This window comes from Mycobacterium sp. NPDC050853, assembly GCF_040653875.1.
Lineage (GTDB): Bacteria > Actinomycetota > Actinomycetes > Mycobacteriales > Mycobacteriaceae > Mycobacterium.
Map to the genome: position 1 here is coordinate 154,614 of NZ_JBFAGW010000009.1, position 17,614 is coordinate 172,227.

15 protein-coding genes and 1 riboswitch are annotated in these 17,614 nt (G+C 64.6%); of the genes, 5 read left to right on the forward strand and 10 right to left on the reverse strand.

The window, feature by feature from the left end; all coding sequences use genetic code 11:
• Positions 1-8 precede the first annotated feature (8 nt).
• The 5 genes from AB0H22_RS23145 (at position 9) to AB0H22_RS23165 (ending at position 8,266) form a co-directional block, all read left to right on the forward strand.
• A complete protein-coding gene (locus AB0H22_RS23145; protein WP_358149304.1) occupies positions 9-1,445 on the forward strand; it encodes a GuaB1 family IMP dehydrogenase-related protein in 1,437 nt (478 codons plus the stop codon).
• 104 nt (positions 1,446-1,549) lie between these two features.
• Positions 1,550-2,899 (forward strand): hemolysin family protein, encoded by a 1,350-nt coding sequence (locus AB0H22_RS23150; RefSeq protein ID WP_180750126.1) that lies wholly within the window; start codon positions 1,550-1,552, stop codon positions 2,897-2,899.
• Between the two features lie 5 nt (positions 2,900-2,904).
• The gene (locus AB0H22_RS23155; RefSeq protein ID WP_358149399.1) at positions 2,905-3,960 is read left to right on the forward strand and encodes a hemolysin family protein; all 1,056 of its coding nucleotides are present in this window, start codon (positions 2,905-2,907) and stop codon (positions 3,958-3,960) included.
• A 90-nt stretch (positions 3,961-4,050) separates the two neighbouring features.
• Positions 4,051-6,246 carry a malate synthase G gene (locus AB0H22_RS23160; RefSeq protein ID WP_358149307.1) on the forward strand — a complete coding sequence of 732 codons (2,196 nt, stop codon included), beginning with the start codon at positions 4,051-4,053 and terminating at the stop codon, positions 6,244-6,246.
• Positions 6,247-6,427: 181 nt separating this feature from the next.
• Positions 6,428-8,266 carry a substrate-binding domain-containing protein gene (locus AB0H22_RS23165; protein ID WP_358149310.1) on the forward strand — a complete coding sequence of 613 codons (1,839 nt, stop codon included), beginning with the start codon at positions 6,428-6,430 and terminating at the stop codon, positions 8,264-8,266.
• Positions 8,267-8,312: 46 nt separating this feature from the next.
• Here the strand turns inward: AB0H22_RS23165 and gcvP are convergent, their stop codons facing one another.
• The 10 genes from gcvP to AB0H22_RS23215 form a co-directional block, all read right to left on the reverse strand.
• A complete protein-coding gene (gcvP, locus tag AB0H22_RS23170; protein WP_358149402.1) occupies positions 8,313-11,099 on the reverse strand; it encodes an aminomethyl-transferring glycine dehydrogenase in 2,787 nt (928 codons plus the stop codon).
• A 271-nt stretch (positions 11,100-11,370) separates the two neighbouring features.
• Positions 11,371-11,468: riboswitch (glycine riboswitch) on the reverse strand.
• 62 nt (positions 11,469-11,530) lie between these two features.
• Positions 11,531-12,157 carry a MerR family transcriptional regulator gene (locus tag AB0H22_RS23175; RefSeq protein WP_180750121.1) on the reverse strand — a complete coding sequence of 209 codons (627 nt, stop codon included), beginning with the start codon at positions 12,155-12,157 and terminating at the stop codon, positions 11,531-11,533.
• Between the two features lie 245 nt (positions 12,158-12,402).
• Positions 12,403-12,906 carry a bifunctional nuclease family protein gene (locus tag AB0H22_RS23180; protein WP_180750120.1) on the reverse strand — a complete coding sequence of 168 codons (504 nt, stop codon included), beginning with the start codon at positions 12,904-12,906 and terminating at the stop codon, positions 12,403-12,405.
• A 45-nt stretch (positions 12,907-12,951) separates the two neighbouring features.
• On the reverse strand, positions 12,952-13,695 hold the full coding sequence (locus AB0H22_RS23185; protein ID WP_358149313.1) for a MerR family transcriptional regulator: 744 nt from the start codon (positions 13,693-13,695) through the stop codon (positions 12,952-12,954).
• A 7-nt stretch (positions 13,696-13,702) separates the two neighbouring features.
• The gene (gene garA, locus AB0H22_RS23190) at positions 13,703-14,173 is read right to left on the reverse strand and encodes a glycogen accumulation regulator GarA (RefSeq protein WP_180750118.1); all 471 of its coding nucleotides are present in this window, start codon (positions 14,171-14,173) and stop codon (positions 13,703-13,705) included.
• A 195-nt stretch (positions 14,174-14,368) separates the two neighbouring features.
• On the reverse strand, positions 14,369-14,764 hold the full coding sequence (gene gcvH, locus AB0H22_RS23195; protein ID WP_358149316.1) for a glycine cleavage system protein GcvH: 396 nt from the start codon (positions 14,762-14,764) through the stop codon (positions 14,369-14,371).
• A gap of 52 nt (positions 14,765-14,816) precedes the next feature.
• A complete protein-coding gene (locus AB0H22_RS23200; protein WP_255485927.1) occupies positions 14,817-15,533 on the reverse strand; it encodes a DUF881 domain-containing protein in 717 nt (238 codons plus the stop codon).
• 103 nt (positions 15,534-15,636) lie between these two features.
• Positions 15,637-15,969 carry a DUF1290 domain-containing protein gene (locus AB0H22_RS23205; RefSeq protein ID WP_005058551.1) on the reverse strand — a complete coding sequence of 111 codons (333 nt, stop codon included), beginning with the start codon at positions 15,967-15,969 and terminating at the stop codon, positions 15,637-15,639.
• 36 nt (positions 15,970-16,005) lie between these two features.
• Positions 16,006-16,962 (reverse strand): DUF881 domain-containing protein, encoded by a 957-nt coding sequence (locus tag AB0H22_RS23210; protein ID WP_358149359.1) that lies wholly within the window; start codon positions 16,960-16,962, stop codon positions 16,006-16,008.
• A gap of 1 nt (position 16,963) precedes the next feature.
• A complete protein-coding gene (locus AB0H22_RS23215; protein WP_358149361.1) occupies positions 16,964-17,593 on the reverse strand; it encodes a CDP-alcohol phosphatidyltransferase family protein in 630 nt (209 codons plus the stop codon).
• Between the last annotated feature and the right edge of the window lie 21 nt (positions 17,594-17,614).

Here is a 17,614-nt window from a genome sequence, read left to right on the forward strand (position 1 = left end):
GTTGGCTCATGAGATTTCTTGACGGGCAACAGCCGCCATACGACCTCACCTACGACGACGTCTTCGTGGTGCCGAACCATTCGGATGTCGTCTCGCGCTTCGATGTCGACCTGACCACCGCCGACGGCACCGGCACCACGATCCCGATCGTGGTCGCCAATATGACGGCGGTGGCAGGACGGCGGATGGCCGAGACCGTCGCTCGCCGTGGCGGTATCACGGTGTTACCGCAGGATCTTCCGGTGCAAGCGGTGGCGCAGACCGTCGAGTTCGTCAAGAGCCGTGATCTGGTCTACGACACCCCGGTGACCCTGGCGCCGGACGATTCGGCCGGCGAGGCGATGGCGCTGATTCACATGCGGTCGCATGGGGCCGCGGTGGTGGTCGAGCACGGCAAGCCGTTGGGGCTCGTCACCGAGCTGGCATGTACCGGTATCGACAGGTTTACCCGTGTGCACGACATCGCGGCCATCGACTTTGTGACAGCTCCGGTGGGGACCGATCCGCGGGCAATCTTCGATCGCCTGGAGGGTGCGCACATCCCGGTTGCGGTACTGACACGTCCGGACGGAACCATGGCGGGAATCCTCACCCGCACCGGGGCGATCCGGGCGGGTCTGTACACCCCTGCCGTCGACACGAATGGGCGCTTACGCATCGCCGGTGCGGTCGGTATCAACGGAGATGTCCGGGCCAAGGCGACCGCTTTGGTGGAGGCCGGGGTGGACCTGCTGGTCATCGACACCGCGCACGGTCATCAGCAGAAGATGATCGAGATGCTCACCTCGGTCGCGGGGTTGTCGCTGGGTGTGCCGATCGCCGCGGGCAATGTGGTGTCGGCCGAGGGTACCCGTGATCTGATCGAGGCCGGTGCCGGCATCGTCAAGGTGGGCGTGGGCCCGGGCGCCATGTGCACTACCCGGATGATGACCGGGGTGGGACGTCCACAGCTCTCGGCAGTCATCGAATGTGCAGCCGCGGCAAGGGAACTCGGTGCGAACGTGTGGGCCGACGGCGGGGTTCGTCATCCGCGGGATGTTGCGCTGGCGCTCGCCGCGGGTGCCGCCAATGTGATGATCGGTTCCTGGTTCGCAGGCACTCACGAATCTCCCGGAGACCTGCAGCTCTCGGCCAGCGGCCGCCGCTACAAGGACAGCTTCGGCATGGCGTCGAAACGCGCGGTGGCCGCCCGCACCTCGGGCGACAGCGCCTTCGACCAGGCACGCAAGACCCTCTTCGAGGAGGGTATTTCCACCTCGAGGATCGAATTGGACCCGCAACGTCCCGGTGTCGAGGACCTGATCGATCACATCATCTCGGGGGTGCGCAGTACCTGCACCTATGTAGGCGCACGCACGTTGGCCGAGCTGCACGAGCGGGTGGTTCTGGGTGTCCAGTCCGCCGCCGGATTCGCCGAGGGACGTCCGCTTCCCGAAGGTTGGTGACCGCCCTCCGCGACGGTTGAGTACCTGCCGGCCACCTGCACCGTTACCATGAGCCTCACGCCGGTCACACCGTGTGACCACTCAACTTAAGGGGCCCGCCAGCGGTGACGGTCTTACTCACCGGGCTGAGCTTGCTTGCGTTCGTCGCCCTGACCGCAGGGACCGCGCTCTTTGTAGCGGCAGAGTTCTCCCTGACCGCGTTGGAACGAAGCGCCATCGAGGCCCGTGCCAAGACCGGTGACAGCCGGGACAGGATGGTCAAACGGGCGCACGGCACGCTGTCGTTCCAGCTGTCGGGGGCCCAGCTCGGTATCACCATCACCACGCTCGTCACCGGCTACCTGGCCGAGCCGGTGATCGCGCGCCTGCTCACGCAGTTGTTCGGCTACACCGGAGTGGCGGTAAGCAGTGCGATATCGCTGGCGCTGGCGCTGATCATCGCCACCTCGGTATCGATGATCTTCGGTGAGCTGGTCCCCAAGAATTTCGCGCTGGCCCGCCCCATCTGGACCTCACGCGCCACCTCGGGTCCCATGGTGCTGTTCTCGGCGATGTTCAGCTTCGCGATCCGGGCATTGAACGGCATCGCCAATTGGGTGTTGCGCCGCATGGGTATCGAACCCGCCGAAGAGCTGCGGTCGGCGCGATCACCGCAGGAGCTGGGGTCGTTGGTGCGAACCTCGGCTCGCAGCGGCGCGTTGGACGAAACCACCGCGCTGCTGGTCGACCGGTCGCTGCGATTCGGGAGTCGCACCGCCGAGGAGCTCATGACGCCGCGCACCGAGATCGAATCGCTCGAGGCCACCGACACGGTCGCCGATCTGGTCGCCCTTGCCGTCGACACCGGCTTTTCTCGATTCCCGATCACCGAAGGCGATCTCGACGCAACGATCGGCATCGTCCACGTCAAGCAGATCTTCGAGGTGCCACCGGGTCAGCGCGCCACGACCACGTTGGCCAGTCTCGCCCGGCCGGTCGCGGTGGTGCCCTCGACCCTCGACGGTGACGCGGTGATGGAGCAGGTCAGGGCCAACGGTATGCAAACTGCGCTGGTGGTCGACGAATACGGAGGCACCGCAGGCCTGGTGACGGTCGAGGACATGATCGAGGAGATCGTCGGCGACGTCCGGGACGAGCACGATGACGCGACCCCCGACGTGGTGTCCTCCGGCGGAGGTTGGGTGGTATCGGGTCTGCTGCGCATCGACGAGGTCTCCGCGGCGACCGGTTACCGGGCCCCCGAAGGTGAGTACGAGACGATCGGCGGCCTGGTGCTGCAGGAGCTCGGCCACATCCCGACGGTCGGCGAGACTGTCGAGTTGTCGGCGGTGGTGCCCGACCATCCGTTTGCCGAACTGCCGCGATGGCGTGCACGGGTGGCGAGTATGGACGGACGCCGGATCGACCAGATCGAGCTCACCGAGATGACCGACACCGCCGGTCGGGGGGCATGACCACGATGGGTGGCGACATACTTGGTGTACTCCTCACCGCGGCATTGCTTTTGGCGAACGCCTTCTTTGTCGGTGCCGAATTCGCGCTGATCTCGGCCCGCAGGGACCGGCTGGAGGCGCTGGCGGAGGCGGGCAAGAAGCACGCGGTCACCGTCATGATGGCCGGCCAGAAGCTGTCGCTCATGCTTGCGGGCGCCCAGCTTGGCATCACGATCTGTTCAATTCTGTTGGGCCGCATCGGAGAACCGGCCGTCGCCCACCTGCTTGAGAAGCCGTTCGAGCTGTTGGGCGCGCCCTCTGCGGTGACGCACACCGTCGCGTTCGTGATCTCACTGTCGATCGTGGTGCTGCTGCACGTGCTGTTCGGCGAAATGGTGCCCAAGAACATCGCCATCGCGGGCCCGGAATCGGCGGCCATGCTCTTGATTCCGCCGTACCTGGTCTACATCCGGTTGGCGCGGCCGCTGATCGGCTTCTACAACTGGTGCGCCAACACCGTGCTGCGGCTCGGCAAGGTGCCGGTGAAGGACGAACTTGAGATCACGGTGTCCACCGTGGAGCTATCGGAGATGATCGCGGAGTCGCTGTCCGAGGGCCTTCTTGATGAGGAAGAACACACCCGGTTACGTCGCGCATTGCAGATCCAGCACCGTGTGGTCGCCGACGTGGTCGTGCCCGCTAACCAGATTCGATCGATTGCCGTATCGGGCGCCGCGCAGGGGCCGTCGGTGGCGACCGTGGAGCGCGCGGTGGCCGAAACCGGGTATTCACGATTCCCAGTTATTGGACCCGGCGGGGATTACCTGGGCTATCTGCACATAAAGGACGTCTTGACCATGGGCGACGATCCGGAAGCGATCGTGGACCCCGCATTCATTCGGCCACTGCCTCGGTTGCACGGTTCGGTTCCGCTAGCGGAAGCGCTGTCGACGCTTCGCCGCAGCAACAGTCATCTGGCCCTCATGTCGACCACCGACGGGAGCGTCGTGGGCCTCGTCACACTTGAGGACTTGGTGGAGGATCTTGTCGGCACCGTACGTGACGGAACGCACCGCATTTAACGCGGTTTCGAGGTTGATCACTACCAGTGAGTAGGATCAATATCCACCGAATCGCACCAGAGCGACCGACCAAACTCAGAAGGAGCTGCGATGAGTGATCGCGTCGATGTTGGCAACCTGCGCGTGGCACGGGTGCTGTACGACTTCATCACCAATGAGGCGCTGCCGGGCACCGGTGTGGATGCCGACGCGTTCTGGGGCGGGGTCGACAAGGTAGTCGCCGATTTGGCTCCGCGGAACCGGGAGCTCCTCGAGCGACGGGACGACCTGCAAACCCAGGTCGATCGCTGGCACCGGCTGCGCGCACTCGAGCCCCTGGATCATTCGGCGTATCGGGAGTTTCTCACCGAGATCGGGTACCTCGTTCCCGAACCCGAGGATTTCACCATCACCACCGCCAACGTGGACGACGAGATCACCACAACGGCCGGCCCGCAGCTGGTCGTTCCGATCCTGAACGCCCGCTTCGCGCTCAACGCCGCCAACGCGCGCTGGGGCTCTCTGTATGACGCGCTGTACGGCACCGATGTCATCCCGGAAGCCGATGGTGCCGAGAAGGGCTCGTCGTACAACAAGATCCGCGGAGACAAGGTCATTGCCTACGCCCGCGAGGTCCTCGACGTCGCCACACCGCTGGCGGCCGGAACGTGGAAGGACGCGACCGGCCTGAAGATCGACGAGGGGCAGCTGCTCATCACACTGGGCGACGGTCTCTCGACAGGGCTCAAGGACCCCGGGCAGTTCATCGGCTACACGGGCAAGCTCGGGAAGCCGCAATGGTCGGTGCTGCTGGTCAATCACGGTCTGCATCTGGAAATCCTGATCGACCCCGACTCCCCCGTCGGATCCACCGACAAGGCCGGCATCAAGGACGTCGTGCTGGAGTCGGCGATCACCACGATCATGGACTTCGAGGACTCGGTGGCCGCCGTGGACGCCGAAGACAAGGTGCTCGGGTACCGAAACTGGTTGGGGCTCAACAGGGGCGACCTGGCAGAGCAGGTCTCCAAGGGTGGCAAGACGTTCACCCGGGTGCTCAACGTGGACCGCGTGTTCACCACCCCGGACGGTAAGGGCGAACTGACCCTGCCCGGCCGCAGCCTGTTGTTTGTCCGCAATGTCGGTCACCTGATGACCAACGACGCGATCGTCGACGCTGAAGGGAACGAGATCCCCGAGGGCATCCAGGACGCGTTGTTCACCAGTCTCATCGCCATCCATGGGCTGCGCTCCGGTAAGAAGAACGGCGTTCTGAAGAACAGCCGTACCGGGTCCGTCTACATCGTGAAGCCCAAGATGCACGGCCCCGAAGAGGTGGCGTTCACCGCCGAACTTTTCGGCCGCGTCGAAGAGGTGCTCGGACTTCCGAATGCGACTCTCAAGGTCGGCATCATGGACGAAGAGCGTCGTACCACCGTCAACCTGAAGGCCGCCATCAAGGCCGCCGCCGACCGCGTCGTGTTCATTAATACCGGCTTCCTGGATCGCACCGGCGACGAGATCCACACCTCGATGGAGGCCGGGCCGATGTGCCGCAAGGCCGTCATGAAGTCGCAGCCGTGGATCCTGGCGTACGAGGACCACAACGTCGACACCGGACTGGGCGCCGGCCTGGCGGGTAAAGCGCAGATCGGTAAGGGCATGTGGGCCATGCCCGACTTGATGGCCGATATGGTCGCGCAGAAGATCGCGCAGCCTCGTGCAGGGGCCACCACCGCCTGGGTGCCTTCCCCCACCGCGGCCACCTTGCACGCACTGCATTACCACCAGGTCGACGTTAAGGCGGTGGACCAGGAGCTGGCCGGTAAGCACCGCGCCGAACTGGATTCTTTGCTCACCATCCCGCTGGCCGAGTCGCGCCGCGACTGGACGGCAGAGGACATCCGTGAGGAGATCGACAACAACTGCCAATCGATCCTGGGCTACGTCGTCCGCTGGATCGATCATGGTGTCGGCTGCTCCAAGGTCCCGGATATCCATGATGTGGCGCTCATGGAGGACCGCGCCACCCTGCGTATCTCCAGCCAGCTGCTGGCCAACTGGCTGCGTCACGACGTGATCACCGAGGACGAGGTTGTCGAGGGCCTCCAGCGGATGGCTCCGGTTGTCGATCGGCAGAACGCCGGCGACAGGGACTACAGCCCGATGGCCCCGGACTTCGACAGCAACATCGCCTTCCAGGCCGCCAAGGAGCTCATCCTGGAAGGTAAGGATCAGCCGAACGGATACACCGAGCCGATCCTGCACCGCCGCCGCCGCGAGTACAAGGCAGCTGCGGCCAAGTAGCGGATGGCGATCTGACATGCCCCAATCCCCCAGCGACGCTGGGTACGGCGCCATGTCGATTTGGGTGCGGTTTGGTTGCGCGTGCCGTGGTAACGGTGGCCTGGGACAGTAGACTCGGGCGGACGCGGGGCGGGTCTCGCAGTAGCCGAAAGACAGCACGAAGAAAGGTCGCGACGACACCATGGGCAGGCACAGCGCATCTGGGTCGGATAGCCCAAGCGGCGGAGACGACAACGACGGTTGGGATGCGGACCAGGAGCCGGAGCACGAGTCGAGTTCCGGCTCAGAGTTCGACACGGGCAGCTTGCAGCGTTCGCATCGCAGCAGCGACGGCAGTAACTGGGGTGTCAGTAAGGGGCTGATCGGCGCGATCGCCGCCGTGCTCGTGGTGGCCGTATCCATCGGACTGTGGTGGTACTTCGATGGGCGGACCTCCGACAATCAAGCTGAAGCCTCGGCCACCTGTGTACACGGGGACAACACCATCGCCGTGGTTGCCGACCCCTCCATCGCCGACAGGATCGGCGAGTTCTCCGAGCGGTTCAACAAGACGCACGAGGTGATCGGCGACTACTGCTTCACCGTGTCGGTCCGTCCGGCCGATGCCACCAATGTGATCAAGGGGCTGACGGGCCAGTGGCCCGCCGAGCTCGGCGGGCAGCCGGCGTTGTGGATCCCGGGGAGCTCGGTCTCGTCGGCACGTCTGAAGGCGGCATCGAAGACCAATATCGTGAGCGACAGCCGGTCGTTGGTGAGTACGCCCGTCGTGATCGCGGTGACGCCGAGACTGCGCCAGGCCATTCCCAACGACAAGAGCTGGGCGGATCTGCCTGCACTGCAGAGTGTTCCGAACTCGCTGGACGGCTTTGGCCTCCCCGGTTGGGGCTCGTTGCGGTTGGCGCTGCCATCGAGCGGTAACGCCGACGCGGCGCAGCTCGCCGGTGAGGCGGTGGCGGCGGCCAGTGTCCGCCCCGGAGAGTCGCCCGAGCTCGGCGCGGGTGCGGCCGCTTCGCTGGCCGCGACGGCCCCCAAGCTGCCTGCGAACAGTCTGTCCGATGCCATGGGCGCGCTGCTGGACGCCGGCGAGCAGCCCGGTGCCGCTGTGCACTCGGTGGTGACCACCGAGCAGCAGCTCTATGTCCGCACCCGCAGTAACCCCGATGCCAAGAAGGTCATCGCCGCGTGGCAGCCCGCCGGTGCGACTCCGGTGGCCGACTACCCCACCGTCCAGCTGGACGGTCCGTGGCTGTCCGAAGAACAGCACACCGCGGCAAGCCAATTCGCGCGGTTCCTGGGAGAAAAGGATCAGCTCAAGGCGCTGGCCGACGTCGGCTTCCGCGCCGAGGGTGCGGATCTGCCCAGTAGCGATGTGGTGAGCTTCGCCACGATCGAGAAGCCGCTGAGTATCGAGGACAAGGTGCGCGTCGCGCTGGCCGACGGCACCGCGGCCACGCCCGGGACTACCACGATCATGCTTTCTTCCTCCCCTGCTCCCGACATCAAGCTGTCGGATATCACCGGGGCGCTGGCCAGTCGAGTTCGCGCGATCTCCCCGAATTCGGGTGTGGGCCTGTGGGTCTACGACGGCAAGGAGGGCAATACCGTGGTGCGGCTCGGTGGCGCCGGCGACGACGTCGAAGGGATGCCACGCTCACAGAGTGTTGCCGATTCGCTGGCCGCGCTGCAGCCGACCGGCAATGGAGCCGTGGCGTACACGACACTCCGAGCGCTATACCAGGACGCTGTCGGTGGTTTCCGCCCGAATCAGGTCAACTCGGTGTTGGTGGTGGCCGGGCGATCGCATACGGACCAATCCCTGGACGGGCCGGGTCTGATCGACACCATCAACCGCCTCAAAGATCCGGCGAAACCGGTGCGCATCAACGTGATCGACTTCGGTAACGACTCCGATCAGCAGACCTGGCAGGCGCTGGCTCAGCAGACTGGTGGCGTGTACCAGAACCTGGCGGTCTCGAACAGCCCGGAGCTCACTGCGGCCATCACGCGGTTCGTCTCTTAGTCACGAGCAGTCCCCCGCAAGCGGGGAGACTGCTCGTGACGAGTTTCTACTCTGCGAAGGCCTCGATCGGTGGGCAGGAGCACACCAGGTTCCGGTCACCGTAGGCACCGTCGATGCGGCGCACGGGCGGCCACACCTTGGGGCGGAAGCCCTTTCCGAGCGGGTAGGCGGCCTCGGTCCGGCTGTAGGGGTGATTCCACTCGTCGGCAGTAAGCGATTCGGCGGTGTGGGGCGCCCCGCGCAGCGGATTGTCCTCCACCGGCCACACTCCGGAGCCGACCTTGTCGATCTCCGCCTTGATCGCGATCATCGCCTCGCAGAAGGCATCCACCTCGGCCAGGCTCTCGCTCTCGGTGGGCTCCACCATGAGCGTGCCTGCCACCGGGAAACTCATCGTGGGTGCGTGGAAACCATAGTCGGCCAAGCGCTTTGCCACATCGTCGACGGTGACGCCGGTGTTCTTGGTGATCTCCCGCAGATCCAGGATGCATTCGTGTGCCACCATGCCGGTATCGCCGGTGTAGAGCACCGGGTAGTACTCGTCGAGACGGCGCGCCAGGTAGTTTGCCGAGGCGATGGCCGTCAGCGATGCGGCGCGCAGGCCGTCCGGCCCCATCATCCGGATGTAAGCCCAGGTGATCGGCAGGATCGATGCCGAACCGTAGGGGGCCGAGGACACCGGAGGTCCGTCGGGTAGCTCCGCGGCGTACGGGTGTCCGGGCAGATACTGCGCGAGGTGGCTGCGCACCGCGACGGGTCCGACACCAGGCCCGCCACCGCCATGGGGAATGCAGAAGGTCTTGTGCAGATTCAGGTGGCTCACATCGCCGCCGAAACGCCCGGGACGGGCAAGTCCGACAAGGGCGTTGAGATTCGCGCCGTCGACGTACACCTGCCCCCCGGCATCATGCACGGCCGCGCAGATATCGGCGATGTCGTGCTCGTAGACGCCGTGGGTGGACGGATAGGTGATCATGATCGCGGCCAGCGTGCTGGCATTCGCGGCGATCTTGGCACGCAGGTCGTCCAGGTCGACATCGCCGTTCTCGCGGCATGCCACCACCACGACGCGCATCCCGGCCAGCGCAGCGGAGGCGGCATTGGTGCCGTGGGCGCTCGACGGGATCAGGCACACCTCGCGGTCGCTCTCGCCGCGATCGATGTGGTACTGCCGGATGGCCAGCAGCCCCGCGTATTCGCCCTGTGATCCAGCGTTGGGCTGCAGGCTCACCTTGTCGTATCCGGTGATATCGGCCAGCCAGCCTTCGAGATCGGCGATCAGGGTGCGCAGTCCGCGCGAATCACCGGCCGGGGCGAACGGATGCTGTGCGGCGAACTGCGGCCAGGTGATGGGTTCCATCTCGGCGGCGGCGTTGAGCTTCATGGTGCACGATCCAAGTGGAATCATGCTGCGGTCCAGCGCAATATCCTTGTCGGACAGCGCTCGCAGGTATCGCATCATCTCGGTTTCGCTGTGATAGCGGTTGAACGCCGGATGCGTCAGGTAATCCGAGCTGCGGGTCGCGATATCCGAGGTGCTCAGGGACCCCGCCGTACCCTCGTCAATTTCGGTACCGAATGCACGCAGGACCGACACCAGGTGTGGCAGCGTCGTCGCCTCGTCGCAGGCGATCGAGACATGGTCACCGTCGGGGCTCCAGATGTTGATGCCCTCGGCCTTGGCGGCGGCCTGGATCTCTGCGGCCTTACCGGGGACGTGCACCAGCACGGTGTCGAAGAATTCGTCGTGCACCACGGTGTGGCCGCCGCGAGTCAGCCCGGAGGCCAGCAGCTGTGCGTTGCGGTGGACGCGGGTGGCGATGGCGCGCAATCCCTCTGGGCCGTGGTAGCTCGCGTACATGGCGGCCATGATCGCCAGCAGCACCTGTGCGGTACAGATATTGCTGGTGGCCTTGTCACGGCGGATGTGCTGTTCGCGGGTCTGCAGTGAGAGCCGGTACGCCGGGGCGCCATCGGCGTCCACCGACACCCCCACGAGGCGTCCCGGCAGCTGTCGGGCGTGAGCGGTGTGCACCGCGAGGTAACCGGCATGTGGTCCGCCGAATCCCATGGGTACACCGAAGCGTTGGGTGGTACCGAAGGCGACGTCGGCGCCGATGTCACCGGGCGGCGCGTTGAGGGTGAGCGCCAGCAGGTCGGCGCCCACAGATACCAGTGCGCCGCGGGCATGAGCCTCGGCGATGAGCTGTGTCCAATCGCGAACAGCCCCGGATGCGCCGGGCAGCTGCACGATCACCCCGAAGAAGTCGCCGTCAGGCAATCCTTGGGCGAGGTCAACGGTCACCACCTCGATGCCCAGCGGCGCGGCGCGGGTGCCGATAACGGCGGCGGTCTGCGCGTATAGATCGGCGTCGACAACCAGACGGTTGGATGCGGACTTCCCGGCGCGATGCATGAGCGTCATCGCCTCGGCGGCGGCGGTGCCCTCGTCGAGCATGGAGGCGTTCGCAATATCGAGGCCCGTGAGCTCGGCGACCATGGTCTGGAAGTTCAGCAGCGCCTCAAGGCGTCCCTGACTGATCTCCGGCTGGTACGGCGTGTAGGCGGTGTACCAAGCCGGGTTTTCCAGGATGTGGCGGCGCAGCACGGGCGGCGTCAGCGTTTCGAAATAGCCCTGTCCGATCATGGACACGGCAATCGTGTTGTGGCTAGCGAGCTTTCGCAGCGCGTCCAAGGCCTCGTGTTCGGAAGCTGCTGCCGGCAGCGCGTCGAGACCGGTGGCGATGCCACCGTGAAGTGTGTCCAGGATGCTGGCCGGAACTGCCTTATCGGCGAGTTCGTTGAGACTGGCCACCCCGATGGTGGTGAGCATGGTGTCGATATCGGCGGCGGTGGGACCGATATGGCGGTCGGCGAAAGTGGCTGATGAGCCGGTTGCGCGAAGAGAGCTGGACACGTTACTCCCGGAGGGCCGAGTCGCGCGGCTGGCACGCGACAAAATCTCCCCTCCCTCTGTCATCGACCCGCTAGGGGCGCCTGAGAGATTCAGCGTCAAAATCTGGCAAAAAAAGCCAGTTCAGAAGCCTTTCCCCGTCGGCGGGCGGTCCGGGCGTAGGCCAGATCACCGCTTTCCAGAGGCATCGGGGCCGAGAGCGGTTCGGGGGCCTGAGAGATTGGCGGAGAGGTGTTGCTCCTTCGGCGGTCATGACTGGCGGTCATGACACTCTCCCGCCCACGGGCGATGCGGAACCAGTTTACGCGAGTACAGCCTCTGGTCCAGACCGGTAAGGCGGTAGAGCTGGATCAGCCGATTTTGCGGGCGCGATCCTTGCGACGGGAGGCCAGTTCGTCCTCGGGCGCCTCGATGGCCTCGCCACCGTCGGCACGCTCCCCCGGAAACTCGGCGATGGCGCCGGTCAGCTCGCGCATGGCGCCGCTGACCGCGATGCCGAACACACCCTGTCCGCCCTGCAGGAGGTCGACAACCTCCTCAGCGGAGGTGCATTCATAGACGGTGGTGCCGTCCGAGAACAGCGTGATGTTCGCAAGGTCTTCGACCCCGCGCTGACGCAGGTGTTCGACGGCAACCCGGATGTTCTGTAGGGAGATCCCGGTGTCCAGCAGTCGCTTGACGATCTTGAGAACCAGGATGTCCTTGAACGAGTACAGGCGCTGGCTACCCGAACCGGCGGCGCCGCGAATCGAGGGAACCACGAGTGAGGTGCGGGCCCAGTAGTCCAGTTGGCGATAGGTGATGCCAGCAACCTGGCAGGCGCTGGGACCGCGGTAGCCGACGAGCTGATCTGGAAGTGAGTCATCCGGGAAGAGGCCCGGCTGGACAGGCCCAGGCGACACGGAGGACCCAGCGGAACCCGCTACGCCAGTGTCCAGCGTCATATCCAGCTGCCCCTGCTCCGGCTGTTCGACCACTTCTGCTCCCTCTCGCCGATCGCTTCCCCGGTTGTCTGTCCCGTGGGTTCCTTGAGAACCTCAGGAATCCGAGTCCGCCGGTAGTGCGTTCGTCCAAGCACGAATTCTCCGAGCATACGCCCCTTGCGTTGCCCCGTGCCGGCCGCTGAGTCAAATTATGGCCCCCGTGAAATCCCGGTCAACGCGACGCGCCCGGGCGGTGACTGTCAAGGTCAGGTTGAGACTTAGTCGTTACTTAAGGCCTGTTACGGGCCTTCTGTGGCCTTGAAGTCGTCGGGCGACACGCTATCGAGAAATTCTTTGAACTTCTCTACCTCGTCTTCTCGCAGCGCTCCGCCCGAGTCCTCGTCGTCCTCGTCGGGAATGATCAAACCTGCCTCGGCGAGTACGGCCTCCTCGACGTAGATCGGAACCCCGACCCGCAGCGCGATTGCCACCGAATCCGAGGGTCTTGCCGACACCCGGATATCGCTATCGAAGACCAGATCCGCGTAGAACGTACCCTCCTGCAGATCCACGATCCGCACTTCCTTGAGCGAATGCCCAAGGGCCGCTATCAGATCACGGATCAGATCATGGGTAAGCGGCCGCGCCGGCTCTACTCCCTGTTGCTCCAGGGCAATGGCCGCCGCCTCCGACTGACCGATCCAAATAGGCAGGTATCGATCACCGCCGGACTCCCGCAACAACAACACCGGCTGGTTCTGGGGCTGTTCCACGCGGATTCCCACGACTCGAACTTCGCTCATCGTGCCTCCAACACCAGTACGTCCGTCGTACCGCGAGTCTAGTACTCAGCGATCGAGGACGCCGCGCACCGCGGACTTGATCATGGCGCCGTGGAGCGCGATCGACAGCGCCGCCACCTCCCGGATCAGGTCATCGGCGCGGTCGCGGGCCCCTGCCTTGTTGGCCTTGACGGTCGGGCCGACGATCTGGGCGATCAAATCGGTCTCCCGATCGACGGCCGATCGGAAGGTGCGCAGATGCCGTGGCTCGACGCCGTAGTCGGCCAGCTCAGCGGCGCACTGGACGATCAGGACCGTGTATTCGTCGAAGAAACCGCCAGGTCCGGCGGTGATGATTCCCGCTTTGATGAGCGAAGTCAGCAGCACCTCGTCCGCACCCGAACGCGAGAGCAGGTCCTCGCGGCTGAGCCGCGTGGGTCGGACAGGCGGAAATCCTTGACGGGCAACACTGTTGGTGCTGTCGCCATCGGTGATGGCAAAAAGACGAGGACCGCCGGTAAACCCCGTCGCATCGGGCAGCGCTCCGTCTGGTTGCGCGTCGAGCTGTTCCTTGATCACCTTCAAGGGCAGATAGTGATCGCGCTGCGCAGTCAGGATGAACCGAAGCCGCTCGGCGTCATAGGCCGAAAACCGGCGATACCCCGACGCGCTACGCGACGGGGTAACCAGTCCCTCCGATTCGAGAAACCGAATCTTCGAGATCGTGACGTCGGGAAACTCCGGACGCAACAGGTCGAGTACCGACCCGATCGACATTCCGGTGAGAGCCGGCCGGTCGGGAGCTGTCACGTGCTGATCACTGCCCGCCCGCGGCGTCGTCGCCGGCCGACTTGGGGCCCGTCAGGAAAACCAGACGGAACTTCCCGATCTGCACTTCGTCGCCGTTGGCGAGGACAGCTGAATCCACGGGCTCGCGGTTTACGTAGGTGCCGTTGAGGCTGCCCACGTCGACGACCTGGAATTCGTCACTGTCAAGGCGGAATTCGGCGTGACGACGGCTCACCGTGACGTCATCGAGGAAAATGTCGCTGTCCGGATGGCGTCCAGCCGAAGTGGTTGCCTGATCCAGCAGAAAACGCGATCCCGCATTGGGTCCGCGCTTGACGACCAACAGTGCCGATCCGGCGGGCAATCCCTCGACACCGGACACGTCGGAACCGGCCTGTGCGGGCGCTTCCAGCTCGGTGGCGAAATCGGCGCGGAACACCGAAGTCGTTTCCGCGGTGACCTCGCCTGACGTGTCGTCCTTGTCGTTATCGGTCACCATGGCTCCTTCTTCCTCGCCCCTGGAGGATTCGATTGTCAGTGCGGATCTCGTTGAGCATGACGCTCTTCACGACCCTCATCGCCGCTCATTTTCGACCGTACCGTCTGACTGCCCATAACGGGCCACCTCTGCCGTATCCGCAGGCGGTCGGTCAGAAATTTTCGTCATCGGACTGGATGGAGAACAGGTGCCCTCCTAGTCGGTGGCGTCACCATATCCCGATGCGTCTAAGAGGTCATTAAGAGCCGCGTCGAGGTCTGCCGCACTGGCGACCTCAAGATCGACCAACCAGCCCTCACCATACGGATCGGAATTGACCAGTTGCGGGTTGGAATCCAAATCGCCATTCGCGCCAACGACTTTCGCTGTGATGGGCGCAAACAGGTCCGATACCGACTTGGTGGATTCGACCTCGCCGAACGTGGAGCCAACCGCGAGATCGGCGCCGACATCCGGCAGTTGGACGAACACCACGTCACCGAGCTGCGACTGCGCGTAGTCGGTGATCCCGATTCGCACGGTCGTGTCACCCGTGCGCCGCACCCACTCGTGTTCCTCGGTGTAGTGCAGGTCGGCAGGAATTTCGGTCACGGTGAGTCATCCTTGCTCTCGGTGAGTGGTCTGTGGTCGCTGGGCACGGAGGTTACTTGCCGGGCTGAGCGTATTGGCGCGGTTTCGGTTCTCGCAAGGTGGTGATGTCCACGCGCGCCGGCTGGTCGATGGTAACGCTCCCACCTACCCGCGAAACAGTATCGACAGCGCCACCCGGAATGTTCATCGCGGCCGCGAGTGTCGGCGGATCGCCTATCGCGAGAACCGAATACGGCGGGCTCAATGGCACACCATCGACGGTGAGTTGTCCGGGGGTCCCGGTGACCCACGAATCGGCACCGATACGCACCGATTGGTTGTTCGCTTTGATCTCGATGGCCTCGGCGCCGGCCGCCCGTAGTTCGTTGATGATGTCGAGCAGGGATTCCGGTCCGAGACCCTGTCCGGGGTCGTTGACGGTGAGAATGACGCCCGGTCCGGTGGCACCGACGGTCCCCACCATGATCGACAGTGCGGACAGGCGAGCCTTGGCGTCGTTGATCACCGCCTGATTGCCGGTTCCACTGGCGCGCATGGTAATAAGGCCCTGCTGCAGGTCCGCAATTTCCTTGTTCAGGTTGGCGTCCCGCTGTTGCAATGAGTCGAGCAGTACCAGCAGGTCGGCCGGTCGCGCGGTATCGAGGCCATCACCCGATTCGGTCTGACGAACCTGGGTGGTGATCGCCAGGCCGAGCAGCGCGCATAACACCACGCCGAGCACTCCGAAAGTGATCTGGGTGCGCGTAGTCGGCCGGCGCGTTTTGGGCATCTCGTGCTTGCCGGGGTGTGCAGCGCTGTCTGCGGCCTTCCCCGGGGGCTGGTCCGGGGAAGGAGTCTGACCGTGCGGCGCGTTAGACGAATCGGTCACCGGCTCACGCTCCAAACAACCTGCGCCGCAAGGCGGCAGCGTTTCCGAAGATGCGAATGCCGAGTACGACGATGATGGCCGTGGACAATTGCGTGCCGACCCCGAGCTGGTCGCCGACGAACACGATCAGGGCCGCCACCAAGACGTTGAACACGAAGGACACCACGAAGACCTTCGAATCGAATATCTGGTCCAGATATGCGCGAGCACCGCCGAACAGTGCGTCGAGCGCAGCCACCACCGCGATCGGCAAGTACGGGGCGACGGCGTCAGGAACGTTCGGGTGAAACACCAGCCCCAAAACCACGCCGATCGCCAGCGCGACTATGCCGATCATCGTCTACTTCCTCTCCACATCACGGTATGGGTCACGTCACCGGTTACCCGTCGGAATTTCTTTGGCATACTTCACATCCCGATTGGCCGCCGGCGCCATGTGCACGTCTTCTTCGGTGGCGAGGGTGAGCCTGATGCCGTAGGACTTCTGCAGTAACCGCATCCGGGCCATTCCCGGGCTGCGTTCGAAGGAGGATTTCATCGTGTTGGCCGGACCGATCGCCACGATCCGGTACGGCGAGCTGGTCGGCTGGTTGTCGACCAGGATCGCTCCCCCGGCCTGACGCATCGTCACATTCGGGCCGATGCGTAGGTCGGAGACCGAAATCGCCTCTGCGCCACTGGTCCACAACGAGTTCACGACAAGCTGCATGTCACGGTCCAGAATGACCTGCTGGCTGCGCGGGACACGTTCCTTTGAGACGTCCGACAGATCGCCGGCGCTGCCCGGGTCCGCCAGCGTGACGATGAGCGCAGGCCCACGTACCTCGGTGCTCGCTGCCGCAAGACCCAACTGGTCCAACCGATTCAGCAGCTCCTTGCCCTGTGTGTTGCCTTCCAGCTGAGTGCGTCGAGCGCCGGCCACCTCGGCTGACAGACGGTCACGAGTGGATTCCAGCGCGCTCGAATCGCGCTGTTCACCGCGGATGCTCACCAGCAGCCCCTGCTTCTCTTGCTTCATGCCGGGTGCGATACGGGTGGTCTGGGCGACGGCCGCCGCGAAAACAGCGGCGATGGTGATGGCAGCGATTGCCTGCCAACCCCATTCGGCCCAGCGTGAGCGCGGAATGGCTCCGCTCCGACGGGCGGCAGCGGCCTCGGCGTATCCGGCATCCAGATGATCGGAGAGCAACGTGCGCAGCAGCGAGGGCACCGGATTGCGCTTGGGTCGGTTGGCGGTGTGGTGTCCCAGGCCCTCCTCGGGTTCGAAACCACCCATGAGATGTGTCCCGTTGCCACGCACCGGGTCGGGGGTACTGCTCTCATCGGTCATGTCATGTGCTCACTTTGGGCAGCTGACGTACCACCATGACAATCTGCGCGATGTAGAGCACGAACGTCCACAGGTAAATCCCGAGTCCCCACATGAGGAACGCCCACCCGCACGGGCCGATCACCCTGCCCCACAACGAGTCCCATTCGCCGATGAGGATGAGTGGGAATGCGGACATCAACGCGAAGGTCGCGGCCTTGCCGAGGTAGATGACCGGGAGCGCCTCGATTCCACGCCGGCGCACGATCGGCAGCCCGAGGGTGAGAATGACGTCGCGGGCCAGCAGCGTGATGACGATCCACCACGGCACAATGTCTCGGATCGCGAGGGCGATCGGGGTGGTCACCATGTAGAGCCGGTCGGCCGCTGGGTCCAGGAGTGCCCCGAGATGAGACGACTGGTTCATCAGCCGGGCGATCTTGCCGTCGGCCCAGTCGGTGAAGCCGCTGAGCATCAGGATGGCGACAGCCCAACCGTCAGCGTGCTTTACCAGCACCAAATACAGGAACAGTGGGATGAACGCCAGCCGAATGACGCTTAGCACGTTCGGGACCGTCAGAATCCGATCGTCTGCGTCCGATGTTCTTCGCCCAAGAGGCTCATCGCCGGTGGAGGGCTCTGCGCTTCCCATCCGGCCAGCCTCTCATATCCG

Bases quoted from the DNA above. Each gene is read 5' to 3' on its own strand.
- AB0H22_RS23145 (WP_358149304.1), top strand. From the start codon at position 9: ATGAGATTTCTTGACGGGCAACAGCCGCCATACGACCTCACCTACGAC.
- AB0H22_RS23155 (WP_358149399.1), top strand. From the start codon at position 2,905: ATGGGTGGCGACATACTTGGTGTACTCCTCACCGCGGCATTGCTTTTG.
- AB0H22_RS23160 (WP_358149307.1), top strand. From the start codon at position 4,051: ATGAGTGATCGCGTCGATGTTGGCAACCTGCGCGTGGCACGGGTGCTG.
- AB0H22_RS23165 (WP_358149310.1), top strand. From the start codon at position 6,428: ATGGGCAGGCACAGCGCATCTGGGTCGGATAGCCCAAGCGGCGGAGAC.
- gcvP (WP_358149402.1), bottom strand. From the start codon at position 11,099: ATGCTCACCACCATCGGGGTGGCCAGTCTCAACGAACTCGCCGATAAG.
- AB0H22_RS23180 (WP_180750120.1), bottom strand. From the start codon at position 12,906: ATGAGCGAAGTTCGAGTCGTGGGAATCCGCGTGGAACAGCCCCAGAAC.
- garA (WP_180750118.1), bottom strand. From the start codon at position 14,173: ATGGTGACCGATAACGACAAGGACGACACGTCAGGCGAGGTCACCGCG.
- AB0H22_RS23200 (WP_255485927.1), bottom strand. From the start codon at position 15,533: ATGCCCAAAACGCGCCGGCCGACTACGCGCACCCAGATCACTTTCGGA.
- AB0H22_RS23205 (WP_005058551.1), bottom strand. From the start codon at position 15,969: ATGATCGGCATAGTCGCGCTGGCGATCGGCGTGGTTTTGGGGCTGGTG.
- AB0H22_RS23210 (WP_358149359.1), bottom strand. From the start codon at position 16,962: ATGACCGATGAGAGCAGTACCCCCGACCCGGTGCGTGGCAACGGGACA.
- AB0H22_RS23215 (WP_358149361.1), bottom strand. From the start codon at position 17,593: ATGGGAAGCGCAGAGCCCTCCACCGGCGATGAGCCTCTTGGGCGAAGA.